This window comes from Bacillus sp. ISO11 (genome assembly GCF_003458115.1).
GTDB classification, from domain to species: domain Bacteria; phylum Bacillota; class Bacilli; order Bacillales; family Bacillaceae_G; genus Bacillus_A; species Bacillus_A cereus.
Genome location: NZ_QXCO01000034.1, coordinates 13,281 through 34,845 on the forward strand (window position 1 = coordinate 13,281; position 21,565 = coordinate 34,845).

A 21,565-nucleotide genomic window follows, 5' to 3' on the forward strand; every position below is an offset into this window, starting at 1 on the left:
AAATGGGAGACGTTATTGATATATATGGTTTATCACCTTTGCAAAAAGGAATACTGTTTCATACTTTATACGATCAAGATGATGAACATTCTTTTTCCTATATTGTACAAGTAGGTTTCTTGCTCGGGGGGCAATTGGATGTTGATACTTTTGAAAAGGCTTGGGAATATGTTATTAATCGACATGAGGTTTTACGTTCAGTATTTGTATGGGAGGAAGTAGAAAAGCCACTACAAGCGGTTTACCAACGTCTTCCTTTTACTATTCATCAAGAGGATTGGAGCACCTATCCACATGAGGAAAGGGTGAAGAAATTACAACAGTTTTTGAATGTAGATCGTAGAAAAGGATTTTTATTGGATGAAGCACCATTGATGAGAGTCACTGCGATTAAAGAAGCAAAAGAGGAAACGAGAATTATTTGGACACATCATCATATTTTGCTAGATGGATGGAGTGTGTCATTGGTCTTTAGTGAAGTGATGGAAGTTTATCTCAAGATGATAAAGGGAGAATTATTGACTCTTCCTAAATCTCTTCCTTATAAAAAATATATCCAGTGGATAAATAAACAAGATCAAAGTCAAGCAGAGGAATTTTGGAAAGAAGAATTAAAAGGGTTCTATGCACCTACGCCATTAGCAATGGAAAGAAAGGATCAAGGACAAGAGAAGGGCTATGGAGAGTGTGTTTATCAAGTATCTGAGAAACTTACTGAGAAGTTACAAGAGTGGGTACGAAATAGTCGATTAACGTTGAATACGTTAGTACAAGGTGCATGGGCTTATTTGATGAGTAGGTATAGCGGTGACAGTGACGTCGTATTTGGCGTAACTAGCGCTGGACGTCCTACTGATTTAATGGGAGCAGAGAATATGGTGGGGCTATTTATTAACACATTACCTACCAGAATTCGATTAACGGATAATACATCAGTAGTAGATTGGCTTCGTAAAATACAAATGAAAGAAATGGAACGAAGACAGTATGAGTATAATTCGTTGATAGATATTCAAGGCTGGAGTGAGGTTCCGCGAAATAGCTCCTTATTCCATACCTTGTATGTGTTTGAAAATTATCCAATTCAAGGTGAGAGAAATGATGATTTAAGATTACTAGATGTTACAAGCACGGAACAAACAAATTATCCTTTAACACTCATTGTAATGCCCGGTAAGAAAATTACTTTAAAGTTGATGTATGATCGAAGCTATTTTAATGAAGAAACAATAAATCTGATTCAGAATCACTTATTGCAAATATTAATTCAGATGACGAAGAGCCTAGATTCAAAACTATTTGAAATTACTCATTTAACAGAAGAAGAACAGATACAGTTACTAGAGGAATGGAATCATACTCAATTTAATTATTCGGCTGAAGGCATGATTCATACGATGTTTGAGGAGCAAGTTAAAAAAACACCGGAAGCAATCGCGGCTAGTTACGAAAATGAACAAATTACCTATAAAGAGTTGGAGAAGCGTGCAAATCAGCTAGCTCATTATCTACAAAAGCATGGTGTAGGCCCAGAGTCTCTAGTTGGGGTATATATGGAACGTTCATTACAAATGATGACAGCGTTATTAGGTATTCTAAAATCAGGAGCAGCGTATGTTCCACTTGACCCTACTTATCCAGAGAGTCGACTTCGATATATATTAGAGGATGCTGGAATCGAAGTACTAGTGACGGAAGAGAATTCTAAAAATTTGTTTGTATCTGAAAATATAGAAACGATTTGTATGAATAAAGATTACACTGCAATTGAAAAAGAAGAATCAACCCCATGTATAAGTGGTGTAACAGGAGAAAATTTAGCGTATGTTATGTATACTTCAGGATCTACAGGGAATCCAAAGGGAGTAATGATTGAGCATCATTCAGTAATTAATTATCTAGAATGGATGCAACATAAATATCCGCTTTCTGAAAAGGATGTGGTCTTGCAGAAAACGCCATTCTCATTTGATGTCTCTGTTTGGGAATTGTTTTGGGGCATTCACGTTGGTGCAAGTGTATCTTTCCTACCTCCAGGTGGAGAAAAAGATCCTTCTATTATAGCTGAAGTGATTAAACAACATCAGGTTACTATAGTTCAATTTGTACCTTCGATGTTATCTGTTTTCTTAGACCACTTCAATCATATTGAATTGAACATGAATTGTTCGTCCGTACGCCATGTATTTTCTGGTGGAGAAGAACTAAGTTCAGGGTTGGTTAGACGATTTCAACAGAAATGGAATTATAGTGGACAAGTGAAATTAACCAACTTTTATGGGCCAACTGAAGCCACTATTTATGTGAATGCATTTGATATTCAGCCTAATCAAGAATTTGTTTCTATTGGGCAGCCAATACAGAACACGCAATTATATGTATTAGACCAAAATCAACGCTTGCAATCAATAGGAATTGAGGGTGAGTTATATATTGGTGGTGCTGGTTTAGCACGTGGATACTTAAATCGTCCGAATCTTACTGCTGAAAAATTCGTTTCGCATCCATATCGATTTGGGGAACGACTATATCGAACAGGAGATTCAGTAAGATATTTAACTGATGGGAATTTAGAATTTATAGGTAGAATGGACCACCAAGTCAAAATGCGTGGTTTTAGGATTGAATTAGGAGAAATTGAAGCGACTTTAGAAAAATGTTCGTTTATTAAAGAGGCTGTCGTATTAGTTAGAGAAGATCGTCCAGGTGATCAACGATTGGTTGCATATGTAATAAGCGATGGAAATACCGAGGAGTGGAGAGAGTATTTACAAAAACAATTACCAAATCATATGATTCCAGCGCACTTTATAGATTTAGAACACTTCCCGCTTACTCCAAATGGGAAAATTGACCGAAAGGCCTTGCCAGCACCTGATGAGCAAGCTATTGAAGATTTAAATGTGCTACCTCGGACGCCATCGGAAGAGCTTATTGCCTCGGTTTGGAGTCAAGTGTTAGGAACAGAAAATATTGGCATTCAGGATTCCTTCTTTGAACGTGGTGGGCACTCACTACTTGCTACTCAAATTGTCTCTAGATTGCAAGAAATGTTCCAAATTAAAATCCCATTACGTGAACTTTTCAAGCACGATACAGTGGAAGCATTGGCGAAACGAGTGGATCAGTTACGAAAAGAAGATAAAAAACGAGAGGTTGCTCCTCTTGTACCTATGAAACGAGAAGAAGTTATCCCACTTTCCTATGCGCAGAAACGTCTATGGTTTATTGATCAATTAATGCCAAATAGTGCTATGTACAATATTCATGCAGCGTGTCGCTTAACAGGTAAATGGTCAATTGAAGCATTGGAGGTCGGATGGAATCAATTGTTGGAGCGTCATGAATCATTAAGGACGACAATTCTAGAACAAGAGGGTGAACCTTTTCAACAGGTTCAATCTCATGTGTTCAGGCATATTCCTCAAACGAATCTAACAGATCTTTCTTTGGAAGATAGGGAAAGAGAAATGAAACGCCTTATTCAAAACGAGGCGGAGGAACCATTTCATTTTGGACAAGGTCCTCTGATTCGAACACGAATATTGAAAGTGGACAGGGAAGAATGGGTTCTCATTTGTACGATGCATCATATTATTTCAGATGGATGGTCAATGGGAATCTTACTTGAAGAATGGATGGCTTTTTATGAAGGAGCACTAACCGGAAAACCAGTGGAATTGAAGGAGTTATCTATCCAATATGCAGATTTTGTCATGTGGCAGAAGGAATGGCAAAAAGAGGAGAGTTTGAATCAGCATCTTCAATATTGGAAGGAAGAATTATCTGGGGAACTACCGGTTTTACAATTACCGATGGATCGTCCTCGACCTGCAGTTCAAACCCATCGTGGTGCAAGTCAGTCCTTAATAGTGGCGAATTCCTTACAGGAAAAGCTCAAAGATTTAAGTTTGCAAGAAGGATGCACTTTATTTATGACATTGATGGCAGCGTATCAAAGCTTCCTTTCTCGTTATACAGGACAGGACGACATTATAGTTGGAAGCCCCATCGCTAATCGAAATGTGAAAGAGATTGAGGGATTAATAGGATTCTTTGCAAATACGTTAGTTTATCGAGCTGATTTCAGTGGAAATCCGACGTTCCAAGAACTATTGTCGCAGATAAGAAAAAAAGCACTAAAAGCATACGAGTATCAGGACATCCCATTTGAGAAAGTGGTAGAATCCGTAAAACCTGAACGGAATACAAGTCATTCACCAATATTCCAAACTATGTTTACTTTACAGAATACGAAACAAGAGTTTCTTCAGCTATCCGAAAGACAAATGGAACTCATGGAAAGCTATGTTTCTGTTGCCAAATTTGATTTGAGTTTATTTGCTTCTGAGACGGAAGAAGGATTATCACTAACCTTTGAATATAATACTGATTTGTTTAATGATACAACCATTAAACGTATGGTAAATCATTTTGAACATTGGTTAAATCAAATTGCCTCTTATCCAAAATGTTTATTATCAGAATTGAATATGTTATCGAAAGTGGAATTTAAGCAACTACTAGAGGAATGGAATGAATCAGCTGTTATAGATATAGAAGATAGTACGATTCATACAATGTTTGAAGAACAAGTGGAAAAAACACCAGAAGCAATTGCAGTAGTGTGCGAAGATGAAGAACTAACATATCGAGAGTTGGACGAACGCTCGAATCAGTTGGCACATTATTTACAAAAAAATGGTGTAACACGCGAAACATTGGTTGGGATTTGCGTTACACGTTCATCCGAGATGATTGTCGGTCTCTTAGGAATTATGAAGGCGGGAGGAGCATATGTCCCAATTGATCCAGCGTATCCGGAAAGTCGACTGCAGTACATTTTAGAAGATGCTCAAATAAAGGTACTGGTGACACAGGAAAAGTTACAACAAAAAATGGTTATACCTACATTCGTTAACGTCATTTGTATTGATCGTAATCGAGCAGAAATAGAACAAGAAGTTACTACGGTATGCACGAGTGAAGTGACGGGTGATAACTTAGCCTATATTATCTATACTTCAGGTTCCACGGGAAATCCAAAGGGAGTAATGATTGAGCACAGGAATACAGTAACAATGATTCATTGGGCGCATCATACGTATTCTCGAAAGGAATTAGCGGGAGTATTAGCTTCAACTTCACTATCTTTTGATTTATCTGTTTTTGAAGTATTTGTTCCCTTAACGATGGGTGGTAAGGTGATTGTCGCTGAAAATGCTCTACATCTAGACAAGTTGTCTACCAAAGGTGTGACTTTGGTTAATACTGTGCCATCGGCAGCAAAGGAACTGGTTCGAGCAAAAACAATTCCTTCTTCAGTAAAGGTAATGAATTTGGCTGGAGAACCGTTACCATATCCGCTTGTTCAAGATTTATACGAGAGAAGTACGATTGAGAAGGTGTTCAACTTATATGGACCGTCTGAAGATACTACGTATTCCACGTATATGGAATTAGAAAAGGGTGTCATGCATAGGGTACCACCAATTGGTAAACCAATCTTCAATACAGAAGTATATGTATTGAGTGCTGAACAAAAAATGGTTCCAATTGGTGTAGTTGGTGAGTTGTACATTGGTGGATCAGGGTTAGCACGTGGATATTTAAAACGCCCTGACTTAACGAAAAATCGATTTATACCGCATCCGTTTAAAGAAGACGAGCGAGTATACCGGACTGGAGATCTAGTAAGGTATTTGCCGGATGGAAATTTGGAGTATGTTGGACGAATTGATCATCAGGTGAAAATTCGTGGGTTCCGGATTGAACTAGGAGAAATCGAAGCGGTATTACAAAAGCATACATTAGTTAACGAAGCTATTGTGATGGTGCGGGAAGATTATCCTGGCGATCCACGTTTGATTGCCTATGTTGTAGGAGACGGGGATGCTCAAAAGTGGCGTGATTATCTCAAGGACCAACTACCAAATTATATGATTCCATCCTATTTTGTTGGATTAAATGCATTTCCACTCACTCCTAATGGAAAAATTGATAGGAAGGCTTTACCAGCACCAGAGAAGCAGGAGATAGCGAGTTGTTATATTGCTCCTCGTACGTCTACGGAAAAAACAATTGTTTCGATATGGCATGAAGTTTTAGGCATGGAAAACATCGGAATTCAAGATTCATTTTTTGAAATTGGTGGACATTCATTACTTGCTACGCAAGCTGTTTCCAATCTTAAAGAGGCTTTTGGAATCGAGATACCATTGCATGATTTATTTATGTTTCATACGGTGCAGCAATTGGCAGAACAGATTGATCAATTGCTCGATAACAAAAATCAAGAAATGCAGAATGATAGTAAGGAGAATATAAGCCTTCAAGATTATATTCAAAAAGAAGCAGAAGTGAGTAATGATGAAGAATTACTGGAACTGCTTAAGCAATTAGAAGAGTTATCAGAGGAAGAAGCACAAGGGATATTTGAGAGTAATTTGATTGAGGAAGGGGTAAAAAAATGAGAAGTGATTTACTTGCAAAGCTGAGTTCACTTTCTCCTGAGAAGAGAGCATGGCTTCAGAAGCAAATGCAAAAAAAGGAGAATAAAGAAGCACTCCCGTTGTCTTATGCACAACAACGTTTGTGGTTTATGGACAGATTTAACCCAAACAGTTCTTTATATAATATTCCAACAGTATGGCATCTAAAAGGAAATTGGATACCTGAAGCATTAGAGAAGGGATTCAATCGACTCATTGAACGTCATGAATCATTACGAACTGTTTTTAAAGAAATAGGAGAACAGCCTGTGCAACAAATTGTCGAATTCCTTCCTAGAGCATTACCTGTAAGGGATTACTCTCAACTTCCTCTAGAAGTAAAAGAAAAAGAGGTAGATAGTTTAATTGCGAGAGAAGCGCAAGAACCATTTGATTTAATGAATGGTCCTTTAATTCGTAATCAGCTTGTTCAATTAGAGAAGGATGAATGGTTATTACTGTGTACGATGCATCATATTATTTCTGATGCTTGGTCCATTGGTATATTCATGAATGAATTCCTTGCTTTCTATGAAGAAGAAACGGGCGGAAATCCTGCTAAATTAAGTTCATTATCTATTCAATATGCAGACTTTGCGAAGTGGCAAAAGGGGTGGTTGCAAGGTGATGTGCTAAATCGTCAGCTTACGTATTGGCAGGAAGAATTGTCTGGTGAGCTTCCTATCTTACAACTGCCAGTGGATCGACCTCGACCGGTTAAGCAGACTTACTCTGGGGCTGCGCATCATGTGATTTTTCCTTATAAATTGCTCAGTCAATTGAAGGATATAAGTCGACAAGAAGGATCTACTTTATTTATGACTTTAATGGCCGCATACCAGAGCTTTCTTGCTCGTTATACGGGACAAAAAGATATTCTAGTTGGTAGCCCGATTGCAAATCGGAACCATAAGGGAGTAGAAGGATTAATTGGTTTCTTTGTTAATACGTTGGTTTATCGATCAGATTTGAGTGGCACCCCTACTTTTCGGGAGATTTTGAACCAAACAAAGAAAAAGGCGTTAAAAGCTTACGAATATCAAGATATACCATTTGAAAAAGTGGTAGAAGCTGTGCAACCTGAACGAAGCATGAGTCATTCCCCTATATTTCAGACCATGTTTACACTACAGAATATAAAACAAGAACGACTAGATTTGCCTGATAGAAGTATTGAAATGGTAGAAAGTAATATGTCTATTGCTAAATTTGATTTGAGCTTAACTGCCTATGAAGTGGAAGAAGGTCTATTCGTCTCATTTGAATACAACACGGATTTATTTGATAGTAGTACCATTGCACGTATGGCAGGACATTTTGAGAACTGGCTAAATGAAATCACGTATCATCCAGATGAATCATATACAAAGCTGTCAATGTTATCGGATACTGAGCAAAAACAACTCCTAGAAGAATGGAATGATACGGACGTAGTTTATGGTCATGATTGTATGATTCATGAGCTATTTGAGCAGCAAGTTGCACGGACACCTGACGCAGTGGCGGTAGTTTATGAGGGTGGAAAGCTAACGTATCAAGAACTAAATGAAAAATCGAATCAATTGGCACATTTTCTACAAAAACGAGGTATCGGACCTGAATCATTGGTTGGTATATGCATTGAACGTTCTCCTGATATGATTATCGGTCTCTTTGGGATTTTGAAGGCAGGTGGGGCTTATGTCCCACTGGACCCAAGTTATCCTGAAAACCGCCTGAGATATATTTTGGAGAATTCACAAATTCAAGTGCTGTTAACAAAAGAGGCACTACAGGACTGGTTACCTAAAGATATTCAAGCAATTTGTTTAGACCGGGATCAAGTGATGATTTCTAAAGAGAGTAATTTAGCTCCGGTAAGTGGAGTAACAGCAAATAACTTAGCCTATATTATATACACTTCGGGTTCGACGGGAAATCCAAAGGGGGTAATGATTGAACATCATTCCGTTATCAACCGCCTACAGTGGATGCAGAAAAAATACCCATTGTCCGAGGAGGATACAATCCTACAAAAGACACCGTTTTCATTTGATGTTTCTGTATGGGAATTATTTTGGTGGTCATTTGTAGGAGCACGTGTTTGTTTACTTCCACCAGGAGGAGAGAAAGATCCTGCGGTGATTGAGGAGTATATTGAACGATATCGCGTGTCCACCATACACTTTGTTCCGTCGATGTTATCTACTTTCTTAGATTATATGGAACTATATAATTCGAAAAGGGATGTATCGTCTTTAATTCAAGTTTTTACTAGTGGAGAAGCGTTAAACACTGAGCATGTTCGCCGGTTTAAGGGGATTTTTTACAATGTTCAGCAAACAAAGTTAATTAACTTGTATGGTCCTACTGAAGCGACTGTGGATGTGACTTATTACGATTGTGATTTAGAAAAAGAAGCAATGATTATTCCGATTGGTCGTCCAATTGATAATACAGAGTTGTATGTGTTAGATCAATATCAACAAGTGGTCCCGATTGGTGTGGCAGGGGAACTTTACCTTGGAGGAGTAGGATTGGCACGTGGCTACTTCAATCGACCGGATTTAACTACTGAACGTTTTATTCCGCATCCTTTTAAGGACGGGGAACGATTATATCGAACGGGTGACTTGGTGAGATATATGAATGATCGTAACTTAGAATATATTGGAAGAATAGATAACCAAGTTAAAATTAGAGGATTCCGAATTGAATTGGGAGAAATTGAAGCAGCTTTACATGATCACTCATCTGTAAAAGAGGCAGTCGTGTTGGTGAAGGAAGAACGACCAGGAGATAAGCAGTTAGTAGCTTATGTAGTGGGTGAAGGGGATGCTGGAGAATGGCGTGAATATCTCAAGAAGCAATTACCACATTATATGGTTCCGGCATACTTTTTCCAAATTGAAGGTATGCCACTCACTCCAAATGGTAAAGTGAATCGGAAAGCATTATTGGAATTAGAAGAACAGTTCATAAGTGAAGATATTACTTCATCACGAACACCAGTGGAGGAGCTCATCGTTTCCGTTTGGAGCCAAGTGTTAGGAATAAAAAATATTAGTGTTCAGGATTCCTTTTTTGAAATCGGTGGTCATTCACTACTAGCTACTCAAGTAGTGTCACGTTTACAGGGAATTTTTCAAATCGAATTACCAGTACGTGAACTATTTGAATATACAACGGTGGAGTCACTGGCAAAGCGATTAGAACAGTTACGTAAAGGGGATAAAAAACGAGAGATTCCGCCACTAATACCAATGAAACGAGGAGAAGCTATTCCACTATCTTATGCCCAACAACGTTTATGGTTTATTGATCAATTTACACCTAATAGTGCCCTTTACAATATGCCAATGGTATGCCGTCTTACAGGGAATTGGCTACTTGAAGCATTGGAAACGGGATGGAATCAACTAATAGAACGTCATGAATCACTGCGGACGGTCTTTCAAGAGGTGAATGGTCAACCCGTACAGCAGATTGAACCGTATGCTTTTCAATCAATTCCGAAAACGGATTTAACTATGCTTTCTTCTGAAGATCAAGAAGAAGAAGTTAAACGTTTAATTCAACAAGAAACAGAAGTACCATTTGATTTAACAGAGGGTCCATTAATCAGGACAAGTATTTTGCACGTGGGAGAGGAAGAATGGATACTCCTTTGTACTCTACATCATATCATTTCAGATGGATGGTCAATGGGAATCCTACTTGAAGAATGGATGGCATTTTATGAGAAAGCAACGGATGGAAAGGTAGCGGAACTTGAACCATTACCGGTTCAATATGCCGACTTTGCTCAGTGGCAAAAAGGATGGTTAAAGGAGGAGGTGCTTGATCAACAACTCCAATATTGGAGGGAAGAATTGTCTGGGGAGCTTCCTGTACTCCAACTTCCTGTGGATCGCCCGCGTCCCGCAATACAAACTCATCACGGGTCGACATACACTATGGTCCTGCCAAGCACGCTACATGATAAATTGAATGAACTTAGTCGAAAAGAAGGGGCTACGCTCTTCATGACGCTTTTAGCTGCATATCAAAGCTTTCTATCTCGTTATACGGGACAAGAAGATATTCTGGTCGGAAGCCCAATTGCGAATCGGAATTATAGAGAAATTGAAGGACTAATTGGTTTCTTCGTTAACACGCTGGTTTATCGAGCTAATTTGAGTGGTAGACCGACATTTCAAGATGTACTGTATCAGGTTCGTCAAAAGGCATTGAAGGCGTATGAATATCAAGATATTCCATTTGAAAAAATTGTAGAAGTTGTGCAACCGGAGCGAAGTACAAGTCATTCGCCAATTTTCCAGACTATGTTCATCTTGCAAAATATGAAACAAGAGTTACCGGTGTTATCTAGTAGAAGTATTGAAATGATAGAAAGCCATAGTCCAATTGCAAAGTTTGATTTAAGTGTAATGGCAGTTGAGACGGAAGAGGGATTACTTTTTACTTTTGAGTACAATAAGGATTTATTCAATGCTACTACTATTGAACGGATGGCAGGACACTTTGAGAAATGGCTACATGAAGTTTCTCATCGCCCACAAAATCCGTTGCATGACCTGAGCATGCTATCAGAAACCGAGTGTACTTTGTTATTAGAAACATGGAATGACACTGTAATGGAAATGTCTCATCAGGGTCTTATTTGCGACAAATTTGAGGAGCAAGTAGCAAGGCGTCCTGATGCGATTGCGATAGTTGATCAAACAAAACAGTGGACTTATGGTGAATTGGATACACAAGCAAATCAGTTGGCAAATGTTTTACAGCGAAAGGGAGTAGCCCCAGAGTCAGTGGTAGGGGTTTATCTTCCGAGATCAGCTGAGCTGATGGTAAGTTTACTAGGCATTTTAAAAGCTGGTGGAGCTTATGTCGTTTTAGATCCGTTGTATCCAAAATCAAGGTTAGAATACATGATTGAAGATGCAGGAATTCAATTTGTAGTGACGGCGGAAGGACAAGACGGACATTTCGCACACGTCGAAATGGTGAGGTTAGAAGAATTAACGGTGGAAAGCGTAATCGCACCTACACGTCAAATAAATCCAGAGAACTTAGCCTATATTGTTTATACCTCTGGTTCTACAGGAAAACCGAAGGGTGTCATGGTTGAATATCGCTCATTAATGAATATGGTTTCTTGGCATCAGGAAGTTTATCATATTTCAGCAGAGGATCGTGCGACTCAGATTGCAGGGGTTGCTTTTGATTCGGCTGTCCAGGAGATCTGGCCGTATCTAACTGCTGGCGCAGCACTCTACTTGTCAACAGAGGAACTGAGAATTAATCCAGAAGCACTAAGGGACTGGCTCATTGATTCACGAATAACAGCTAGCTTTGCACCTACGCCTATTCTGGAAAGACTCTTGAAATTATCTTGGCCAGATAAAACGGATCTTCGTTTTATCATTACTGGTGGGGATCAATTAACGCAGTATCCATCTAACGATATTCCTTTTGCGGTAATTAATCAGTATGGTCCATCGGAAAATACCGTTGTTACCACAGATTGTTATGTACCTGTAGGAGTGACAACAGGTACGCCATCGATTGGTCGACCGATTGCGAATACAGAAGTTTATGTGTTAGATTCTCATCTTCAGCTAGTACCAATTGGTGTAATTGGAGATCTCTATATTGGAGGGAAGAGTCTTGCACGTGGATATGCTAATCGTCCGGATCTTACAAAGGAAAAATTTATTCCACATCCTTTCAAGTCAGGAGAACGTCTCTATTATACAGGAGACAAAGCAAGTTATCTTTCTGATGGTAATCTCCAGTTCCATGGACGTATAGATGACCAAGTGAAAATTCGTGGTTTCCGGATTGAATTGGGAGAAATAGAAGCTGTTTTGCAGGCGCATTCTTCTGTGAAAGAAGTTGTTGTATTGGTGCGAGAGGATAATCAAGGTGATAAGAGATTAGTAGCTTATGTAGTTGGTGAAGGAAGTGTCCATGAATGGCGAGAACATCTACAAACACATTTACCTAATTACATGGTTCCAACAAACTTTATTGAGATGGAATTTTTACCACTTACACCGAATGGAAAACTTGATTTGAAGGCATTGCCTATACTTAGTGAACAATCCGCTGAAAATACTGTATACCCAAGAACTCCGCTGGAAGAACTTATTGCTTCAGTGTGGAGTCAAGTGCTAGGAATAAGAGACATTGGTGTTCAAGATTCTTTCTTTGAGCTCGGTGGTCACTCTCTACTTGCTACACAAGTGGTCTCACGCTTACAGGAAGTCTTTCAAATCAAATTGCCAGTACGTGAACTGTTCGAATATTCAACGATCGAGGCATTAGCGAAACGAATGGATCAGTTACGTAAGGGGAATGAAAAACGAGAAATTCCACCATTGGTGCCGATGGAACGTGGAAATAATATTCCACTATCTTATGCCCAACAGCGCTTATGGTTTATTGATCAATTTGCACCTAATAGTGCACTTTATAATATGCCAATGGTATGCCGTCTTACAGGGAATTGGTTACCTGAGGCATTGGAGTTGGGATGGAATCAGTTGATAGAGCGTCATGAATCTTTGCGGACTGTATTTTATGAAGAGGATGGCCATCCTGTGCAGCAGATTCAACCGTACGTTTTCCGTCCGCTTCTGCAAATGGACTTAACTAAGCTTTCATTAGAGGAGCGAGAAAGAAAGTTGGAGCAATGGATTCAAACTGAAGTCGAATCTCCATTTGATTTAGAACAAGGGCCATTATTCCGTGGGAAACTCATAAGAATTTCAGAAGAAGAATGGGTTCTTCTGTGTAATATGCATCATATTATCTCGGATGGGTGGTCGATGGAAATCTTGCTTCAAGAATGGATGGCATTTTATGAGAATGCGATTGGTGAAAAACAAGCAGAGCTGCAACCACTACCAGTTCAATATGCCGATTTTGCTCAGTGGCAAAGAGACTGGTTGAAAGATGAAGTACTATATCAACAGCTTGCATATTGGAAGGAAGAATTATCTGGTGAGTTACCAGTCTTAATGTTGCCAATGGATCGTCCGCGTCCGCCAGTGCAAACCCATCATGGATTAACTCATAATGTTTTGTTGTCACGCTCATTACTGGATAAATTAAACGAACTAAGTCGTCAAGAAGGGGCCACACTTTTCATGACCTTATTGGCATCGTATCAAAGTTTCCTTGCTCGTTATACGGGACAAACGGATATTATTGTTGGTAGCCCAATTGCAAATCGAAATTATCGAGAAATTGAGGGGCTGATTGGTTTCTTTGTCAACACTTTGGTTTATCGAGCTGATTTAAGTAATGCACCGGCATTTCAAGAGTTGTTATCTCAAGTACGGATAAAAGCATTGAAGGCGTATGAGTATCAAGATGTTCCGTTTGAGAAAATTGTAGAGGTTATCCAACCTGAACGAAATACAAGCCATTCTCCGATTTTTCAAACCATGTTTACTTTGCAAAATACGGGACAGAAGCTACCAGAATTACATGGAAGAAATATAGAAGTAATGGAAAGTAATGCTCCGATCGCTAAGTTTGATTTAAGTTTAACTGCTGCAGAAGTGGAAGAGGGTTTATTACTTACTTTTGTTTATAGAACTGATTTATTTGACAGCTTAACTATTGAATCCATGGCTGAACATTTTGGGAACTGGTTGAATGTAATCGTGAAGAATCCTGATAAATCATTAGCTAAGTTGCCTATATTATCAGGATTACAGCAAAAACAGTTGGAAGAGTGGAATAATGGTGCTGTAGCATATCCACAGGAAAGTACAATTCATCAGCTGTTTGAAGAGCAAGTAAATCGTACACCTGATGCGGTAGCAGTGGTAGATGAAAAACAGCAGTTAACGTATCGAGAGCTGAATGAAAAAGCTAATCAATTGGCCCACTATCTTCAGCAATGCGGAATTGGGAATGAATCATTGGTTGGACTTTGCTTTGAGCGTTCAATTGAGATGGTTGTTAGTATTATGGGGATTTGGAAGGCTGGAGCAGCCTATGTTCCATTAGACCCATCATATCCAGAAAGTCGCCTACGATATATTTTGGAGGACACTGGAATTCAAGTATTAGTTACGAACGAGTCATTGAAAGATTGGATACCTAAAGAAATCAAGATAGTTTGTCTAGATAGGGATCAAACAATGATTTCGCAAGAAAGCATTCTTTCACCAAAATGTGAAGTAACAGGAGAAAACCTAGCGTATGTTATCTATACTTCGGGATCGACAGGGAACCCAAAGGGTGTCTTGATACAGCATCATTCTGTAATAAACTTGTCGCATGGTTTACAAAAAGAGGTTTTCGAAGATGAGATACCATCTAACATGCATGTCGGTTTAAATGCGTCAATTGCCTTTGATGCATCTATTCAGCAATTACAAATGCTGCTTTATGGTTCAAGTTTGTATATTATTCCAAGCGAAGTACGAAGTGATCCGGAGCAGTTTGTAGCTTATATTAGGGAGAACAAGTTAGAAATCTTTGATATAACACCTTCATTGCTTCAATTACTTATAGATGTCGGATTGTTAGAAACGTGCGATGGCGTTCATGTTCCAAGTAAGGTACTGGTTGGTGGTGAAGCAATTATGCCGTCATTATGGGAACAGCTAGTAGAGACTGATAAAATCCAGTTTTATAATGTATATGGTCCTACAGAATGTACGGTTGATGCAACATGCTATCATATCAAGAAAGATAGTAAGAGAGTAACAATTGGACGTCCATTGCCTAACATCCAAACTTATGTATTAGATAGAAATAGGTTGCCAGTTCCAGTTGGTGTAATGGGGGAACTTTATATCGGAGGAGCAGGTCTAGCAAGGGGGTACTTGAATCGTCCAGAGTTAACATCCGAACGATTTATTTCTCATCCATTCAAAGAAGGCGAGAGGTTATATAGAACAGGTGATCTTGTGAGATATCTTCCTGATGGTAATATAGACTACTTAGGAAGAATGGATAATCAAGTGAAGATTAGAGGATTTCGAATTGAACTTGGAGAGATTGAGTCGACTTTACAAGAGCATGACTTAGTAAAAGAGGCAGTTGTAATGGTTAGGGAAAATCAGTCGGGAGATAAGAGGCTGGTAGCTTATGTAGTGGGCGAAGGCAGTTTAGAAGAATGGCGAGAGTATCTTAAAACAAAACTGCCAATCCATATGATACCTTCCTACTTTGTCGAAATGAAAGAATTACCGCTAACCATAAATGGAAAGATTGATCGGAAATCGTTACCTATACCAGATTATCAAGGAACACAAGAAGGATACGTGGCCCCAAGAAATGAACGTGAACATAAGCTTTCTATCATTTGGGAACGTGTGCTAGGTTCAAAACGTATTGGTATGAATGATAACTTCTTTGAAATTGGTGGAGATTCAATTCTTAGCATTCAGATTGTCTCGCGCGCGAAGCAAGTTGGTTTACAATTGACACCAAAACAAATATTTGAACACCAAACAATTGCTGAGTTGGCGCAAGTAGTCAAAGAAGAACAAGGTGTACAAGCTGAACAGGGAATTATAACTGGAGAGACGATACTTACACCTATTCAGCAAAGGTTTTTTGCACAAAATCATCCTAACCCACATCATTGGAATCAATCCATGTTCTTTAGAACGAAAGAGAAATTGGACATAGGATCACTGGAAAAGGCGGCAGGTAACCTTCTACTTCATCATGATGCTCTGCGTTTAAGATATGAACGTTTACCTAATGGGGTTTGGAAACAGTGGAATGAAGGAATAGAAGAACAATTGATGCTTACTGTCATTTCATTAGACGAAGTGCCGGAAGCTGATTGGCATCAGGTTATTCAAAAAGAGATTAATATTGCACAAGAAAGTTTGAATTTACATGATGGTCCGCTAATGAGAATGGTGTATTTTGATGAAGGTGAGCACGCTGGCCGATTATTTTGGACAATTCATCATTTAGCCGTGGATGGTGTTTCTTGGCGAATTTTATTGGAAGATTTGCAAACAGCATATACGCAAGTAGTCCAAGGGCAGAAAATTCAATTACCTATGAAGAGTACATCTTTTAAAGAATGGTCGGAGAAATTACATCATTACGCTGAAACTGGCCTATCAAAAGAAGTGCTACATTACTGGGAGGAGCAGGCTGAACAAGACGTAGTTAAATTGCCGGTAGATGGTACTATAAGTAATCCAGTAAGCGCAGTAACTGAGGAAATTACTGTGGTGTTAAATGAGAATGAGACCCGTATGTTATTGCAAGAGACTTTAAGCACTCACCGTGTCCAAATCAATGAAGTATTATTAGCAGCATTAGTACAAGCTACGGCAGCATGTACGGGGCAGCCGATATTGAGCGTAGATTTAGAGGGACATGGTCGAGAAGAGATTATTGAAGATGTTGATTTATCGAGAACTGTGGGATGGTTTACAAGTATTTACCCAGTTCATTTAAATATTACTAGTGCTAATACGCCAATTGAAGCATTAAAAGCAGTTAAAGAACAAGTTCGCAAAATTCCTAATAAGGGTGTTGATTATGGGGTGTTGCGTTACATGAACGCAACAATGTGTGAGCAATTAAGCTCCCAATATACACCGTCTATTAGTTTTAACTATCTTGGACAATTTGACCAAATGTTTTCTAGCGATGCAATGTTTATTCCGGAGAACGAATTTAAGCGTTTAGATCATGCTGCCGGTTCCAAGCGATCGCATGCAATTGATGTAATTGGGGTTGTAACGGATGGAAAACTTCAGTTCACTTGGGTATACAATGTTGGACAATTTTCCAAATCAACGATTCAAAGTATTGCACAGAATATGCTATATCAACTGAGTACATTGATTCAATTTTCAGATAGAGAATCTGCACTGACCATTTCGGATTTTGCAATGGCTAATCTTAGCCAAGAAGGTTTGACAAATGTACTAAACAAAATGCATCGCGGAAAGAACAATCAGATTACTGATTTATATCCACTATCACCTTTGCAAGAAGGTATGATTTTCCACACATTGCATGACCAAGGGGATGAACATGTTGCACCGTATATAGTGCAATTGAGTTTTATGATTCGAGGAAAAATGAATATTCCTACATTTGAGCAGGCGTGGAAATCTGTAATTCAGCGGCATGAAATTTTTCGTACAGGATTTGTATGGGACGAAATTGAAGAACCTGTACAAGTGGTGTATGAAAATATCCCATTTAAAGTGAATAAAGAAGACTGGCGTACAATGACAAGTGAAGAGATAGAGGAAAAAAGAAAAGTCTTTTTGGCATTAGATCGAAAACAAGCCTTCCAATTTGATGAAGCACCATTGATGCGGGTAACAGTCATTCAAGAAGGTGAGGAAGAATATCGGATTGTTTGGACCCATCACCACATTTTACTGGATGGATGGAGTTTACCATTAGTATTTAATGAATTACTTACAGTCTATCAGAAGAGAATGAATGGAGAAGCTGTGAAGTTACCTAAGTCCTCACCATATAAGAAATATATCCAATGGTTAAGAGAGCAAGATAAGGAGCAGGCGGAACAATTCTGGAGAGAGAAGCTAAAAGGTTTTACTGCGCCAACTTTGCTGGGCTTAGAAAGTAAAGAGGAAGAAAAAGGTTACACAGAGCAGGTTACGTATTTATCAGAAGAGCAGACTCAAGCGTTACAAGGATGGGCGAAACGCAATAAACTTACTTTGAGTACAGTAATTCAAGGTGCATGGGCATATCTCATGAGCCGATATAGTGGAGAAAATGACATTGTTTTTGGTGTAACAAGCTCAGGGCGTTCTACGGAGATTATTGATGTTGAAAACATCGTAGGTCCTTTCATTACAACGTCACCGACGCGAATTCAATTGATGGATGATATAAAATTAATAGATTGGTTGCAGAAGATACAAGAGGAAGAGATAGAAAGAAGACAATATGAGTATGCTTCTTTGACAGAGATTCAGGGGTGGAGTGAAGTTCCTAGAGGAATACCGCTGTTCAATAGTTTATATGTGTTTGAAAATTATCCAGTGAAAGAGGAGTCTTCAGAAAATCTGGAAATTGGTGAATTGGAAGGGGTAGAACAAACCCACTACCCATTAGGGTTAGCTGTAGTTCCAGGAATCCAGTTATCGTTAAAGTTAATGTATGACCGTAGTAAGTTTAATAGAGTAACCATTGAACGAATGCTGGGTCATTTACACAAAGTGTTAATGCAAATGCTCAAAAACATTGATCAAAATCTATCGGAGCTAGTATATATTACGGAAGCTGAACAAAGAAAGCTATTGGAAGAATGGAATAATAATACTATATCCTATCCACGTGAGAATGCAATTCATCAACTATTCGAAGAGCAAGTAAATCGTACGCCTGACGCGTTGGCAGTGGTAGATGAAAAACAGCAACTAACATATCGAGAGCTGAATGAAAGAGCTAATCAATTAGCCCATCATTTACAGAAATGTGGAATTGGGACAGAGTCATTAGTTGGCCTTTGCTTTGAGCGTTCAGTTGAGATGGTTGTTGGTCTCATGGGAATTTGGAAGGCTGGAGCAGCCTATGTTCCATTAGATCCATCGAATCCGGAAAGCCGCCTACAATATATTTTAGAAGACACAGGAATTAAAGTGTTAGTTACAAATGAAGTATTACTAGGCTGGATTCCTAAAGACATTAAGACAGTTTGCCTAGATAGGGACCAAGCAATGCTTTCTCAAGAAAGCAAACTTTCACCAATATGTGAGGTAACAGGGGAAAACTTAGCGTATGTTATCTACACTTCTGGTTCGACAGGGAATCCAAAGGGAGCTTTAGTACAGCACCATTCTGTAATAAACCTATCATATGGTTTACAAAAAGAAGTTTTCTCACATGAGATACCTAGTAATATGCGCGTCGGTTTGAATGCATCAATTGCCTTTGATGTATCTATTCAGCAATTACAAATGCTGCTTTATGGTTCAAGTTTATATATTATTCCAAGTGAAGTTCGCACTAATCCAGAACAATTTGTGTCCTATATTAGGGAGAATAAATTGGAAATGTTTGATATGACACCTTCATTACTTCAATTACTAATAGATGGAGGATTGCTAGAAATAAGTGCTGATGTTCATGTACCAAGCAAGATATTGGTCGGTGGTGAAGCAATCATGCCGTCATTATGGGAACAGCTAGTAGAGACTGAAAAGATTGATTTTTATAACGTATACGGTCCTACAGAATGTACGGTTGATGCAACATGCTATCATATCAAAAAAGATAGTAAGAGAGTAACAATTGGACGTCCGTTGCCGAACGTTCAAACTTATGTATTGGATAAAAATTTGTTACCTGTTCCAGTTGGTGTAACAGGTGAGCTATATATTGGGGGTGCAGGTATAGCGAGAGAATACTTGAATCGCCCAGAATTAACAGCAGAGCGATTCATCTGTCATCCATTTAATGAAGAAGAGCGTTTATATCGTACGGGAGATTTGGTTCGTTATTTACCTGATGGTAATTTAGATTACTTGAGAAGAATTGATAATCAAGTGAAAATTAGGGGCTTTCGTATTGAACTTGAAGAGATTGAAGCGAGTATAGAGAGGCATCCATTGGTAAAAGAAGCAGTAGTTTTGGTAACAGAGGATAAATTAGGAGAGCAGAGATTGGTTGCTTATGTAGTTGGAGATGGTAGTATGCATGAGTGGCGTGAGTATCTCAAGACACAAGTACCAAATTATATGGTTCCCGCTCACTTTATTAAGGTAGACGAGATTCCTCTTACAACAAATGGCAAAGTTGATCGAAAGGCATTGAACAATTTAACTATTCATAGAGAAAATAACTTCTCTACACCAATCATTCCAAGGGATGAAATTGAATATCAGTTGATTAAAATCTGGCAGGATGTGTTACAGATAGAAGATGTCTATGTAAATGATGATTTCTTTAATAGAGGAGGACATTCTCTCCTTGTAATTAAATTAGTTTCAAAAATTAGGGAGAAGTTTGGAAAAGAGATTAAGGTGTCAACATTGATTAAGAATCCAACATTGGAAGGAATCGCATGCCTTATTCGTGATAAGCATGATATGACGAAATCAGTAGCAGCGCTAGTTCCACTACAAGAATCAGAAAAAAGCCCTTTCTTCTGTGTTCATCCGTTTATGGGGAATGTATTCTGTTACATTCAACTAGCAAGATTACTTAAGAACCATTGTTCATTTTATGGTTTACAGAATCCTCTTATAGAAAAGGGAGAAATTGATGAATTGACCTTGCCGGAACTAATTCAACTTTACATTGAAGAAATCAAACGTGTTCAGCCAGAAGGCCCATATCGTCTTGGAGGATGGTCTTTAGGCGGTGCAATTGCTTATGAAATCGCAACTGTGCTAAAGAATCAAGGTGAGGAAGTTGAGTTGTTGATACTAATGGATACTAAAGTACCTTCAGAGCAAGATCGTAAAACAAGGGAGGATATGCTCTCATATATATCTGAACATTTCATTCCTAGAGATCTTACTGAGCAGGGGGAAGGCCTCTTCCATGAACAAGATATGCTTGTAGAGCGACTAATTATGGAGGGAGTACTCCCGCCTGATGCAGATCTTATGAATTTGAAGCAAGTTATCAATGCTCATAGGAAATGCCTGAACTTAATGGCAGAGCATGATTTAATACCATACTCTGGAGAAGTTCTCTACTTTAGTGCTGAGGAAGGAAAAGAGTTGTTTACAGATTGGGGACCTTTATTAAAAGGTAGAGTAAATAGGTATTCAGTCCCTGGATCACATGAAGAAATAGTGGATTCACCTGCAGTTGAAAAAATAGCTATGTATCTACTAAATGATTTTGAAGGAATAAAAGAAAGATCCATTTTATTAACGGAAAAGTAGAGAGTATAAAAGATGCAACGCTATGAACGAAAAGGGGAGACCAATACCTGCATATCAAGTGTAGGGAATAATGAATATATTAAGAGCATTACTTTTTAAGGGGATAATGTAAAAAGTAATTGGTAGAGACATAGAAATCTTTGTAATAGAAGCGAATGCCTGATGATATTACTGAGGAAAGGTGCATATTTTCATTGATATGTAAATATGCAC

2 protein-coding genes are annotated in these 21,565 nt (G+C 38.6%); both read left to right on the plus strand.

Going from position 1 to position 21,565, the window contains the following annotated elements:
- Positions 1-2 precede the first annotated feature (2 nt).
- The gene (locus D1166_RS25715) at positions 3-6,473 is read left to right on the plus strand and encodes a non-ribosomal peptide synthetase (RefSeq protein WP_098318686.1); all 6,471 of its coding nucleotides are present in this window, start codon (positions 3-5) and stop codon (positions 6,471-6,473) included.
- A complete protein-coding gene (locus D1166_RS25720) occupies positions 6,470-21,352 on the plus strand; it encodes a non-ribosomal peptide synthetase (RefSeq protein ID WP_098318687.1) in 14,883 nt (4,960 codons plus the stop codon). Before D1166_RS25715 ends, D1166_RS25720 begins: the two co-directional genes overlap by 4 nt.
- The last annotated feature ends 213 nt before the right edge of the window (positions 21,353-21,565 follow it).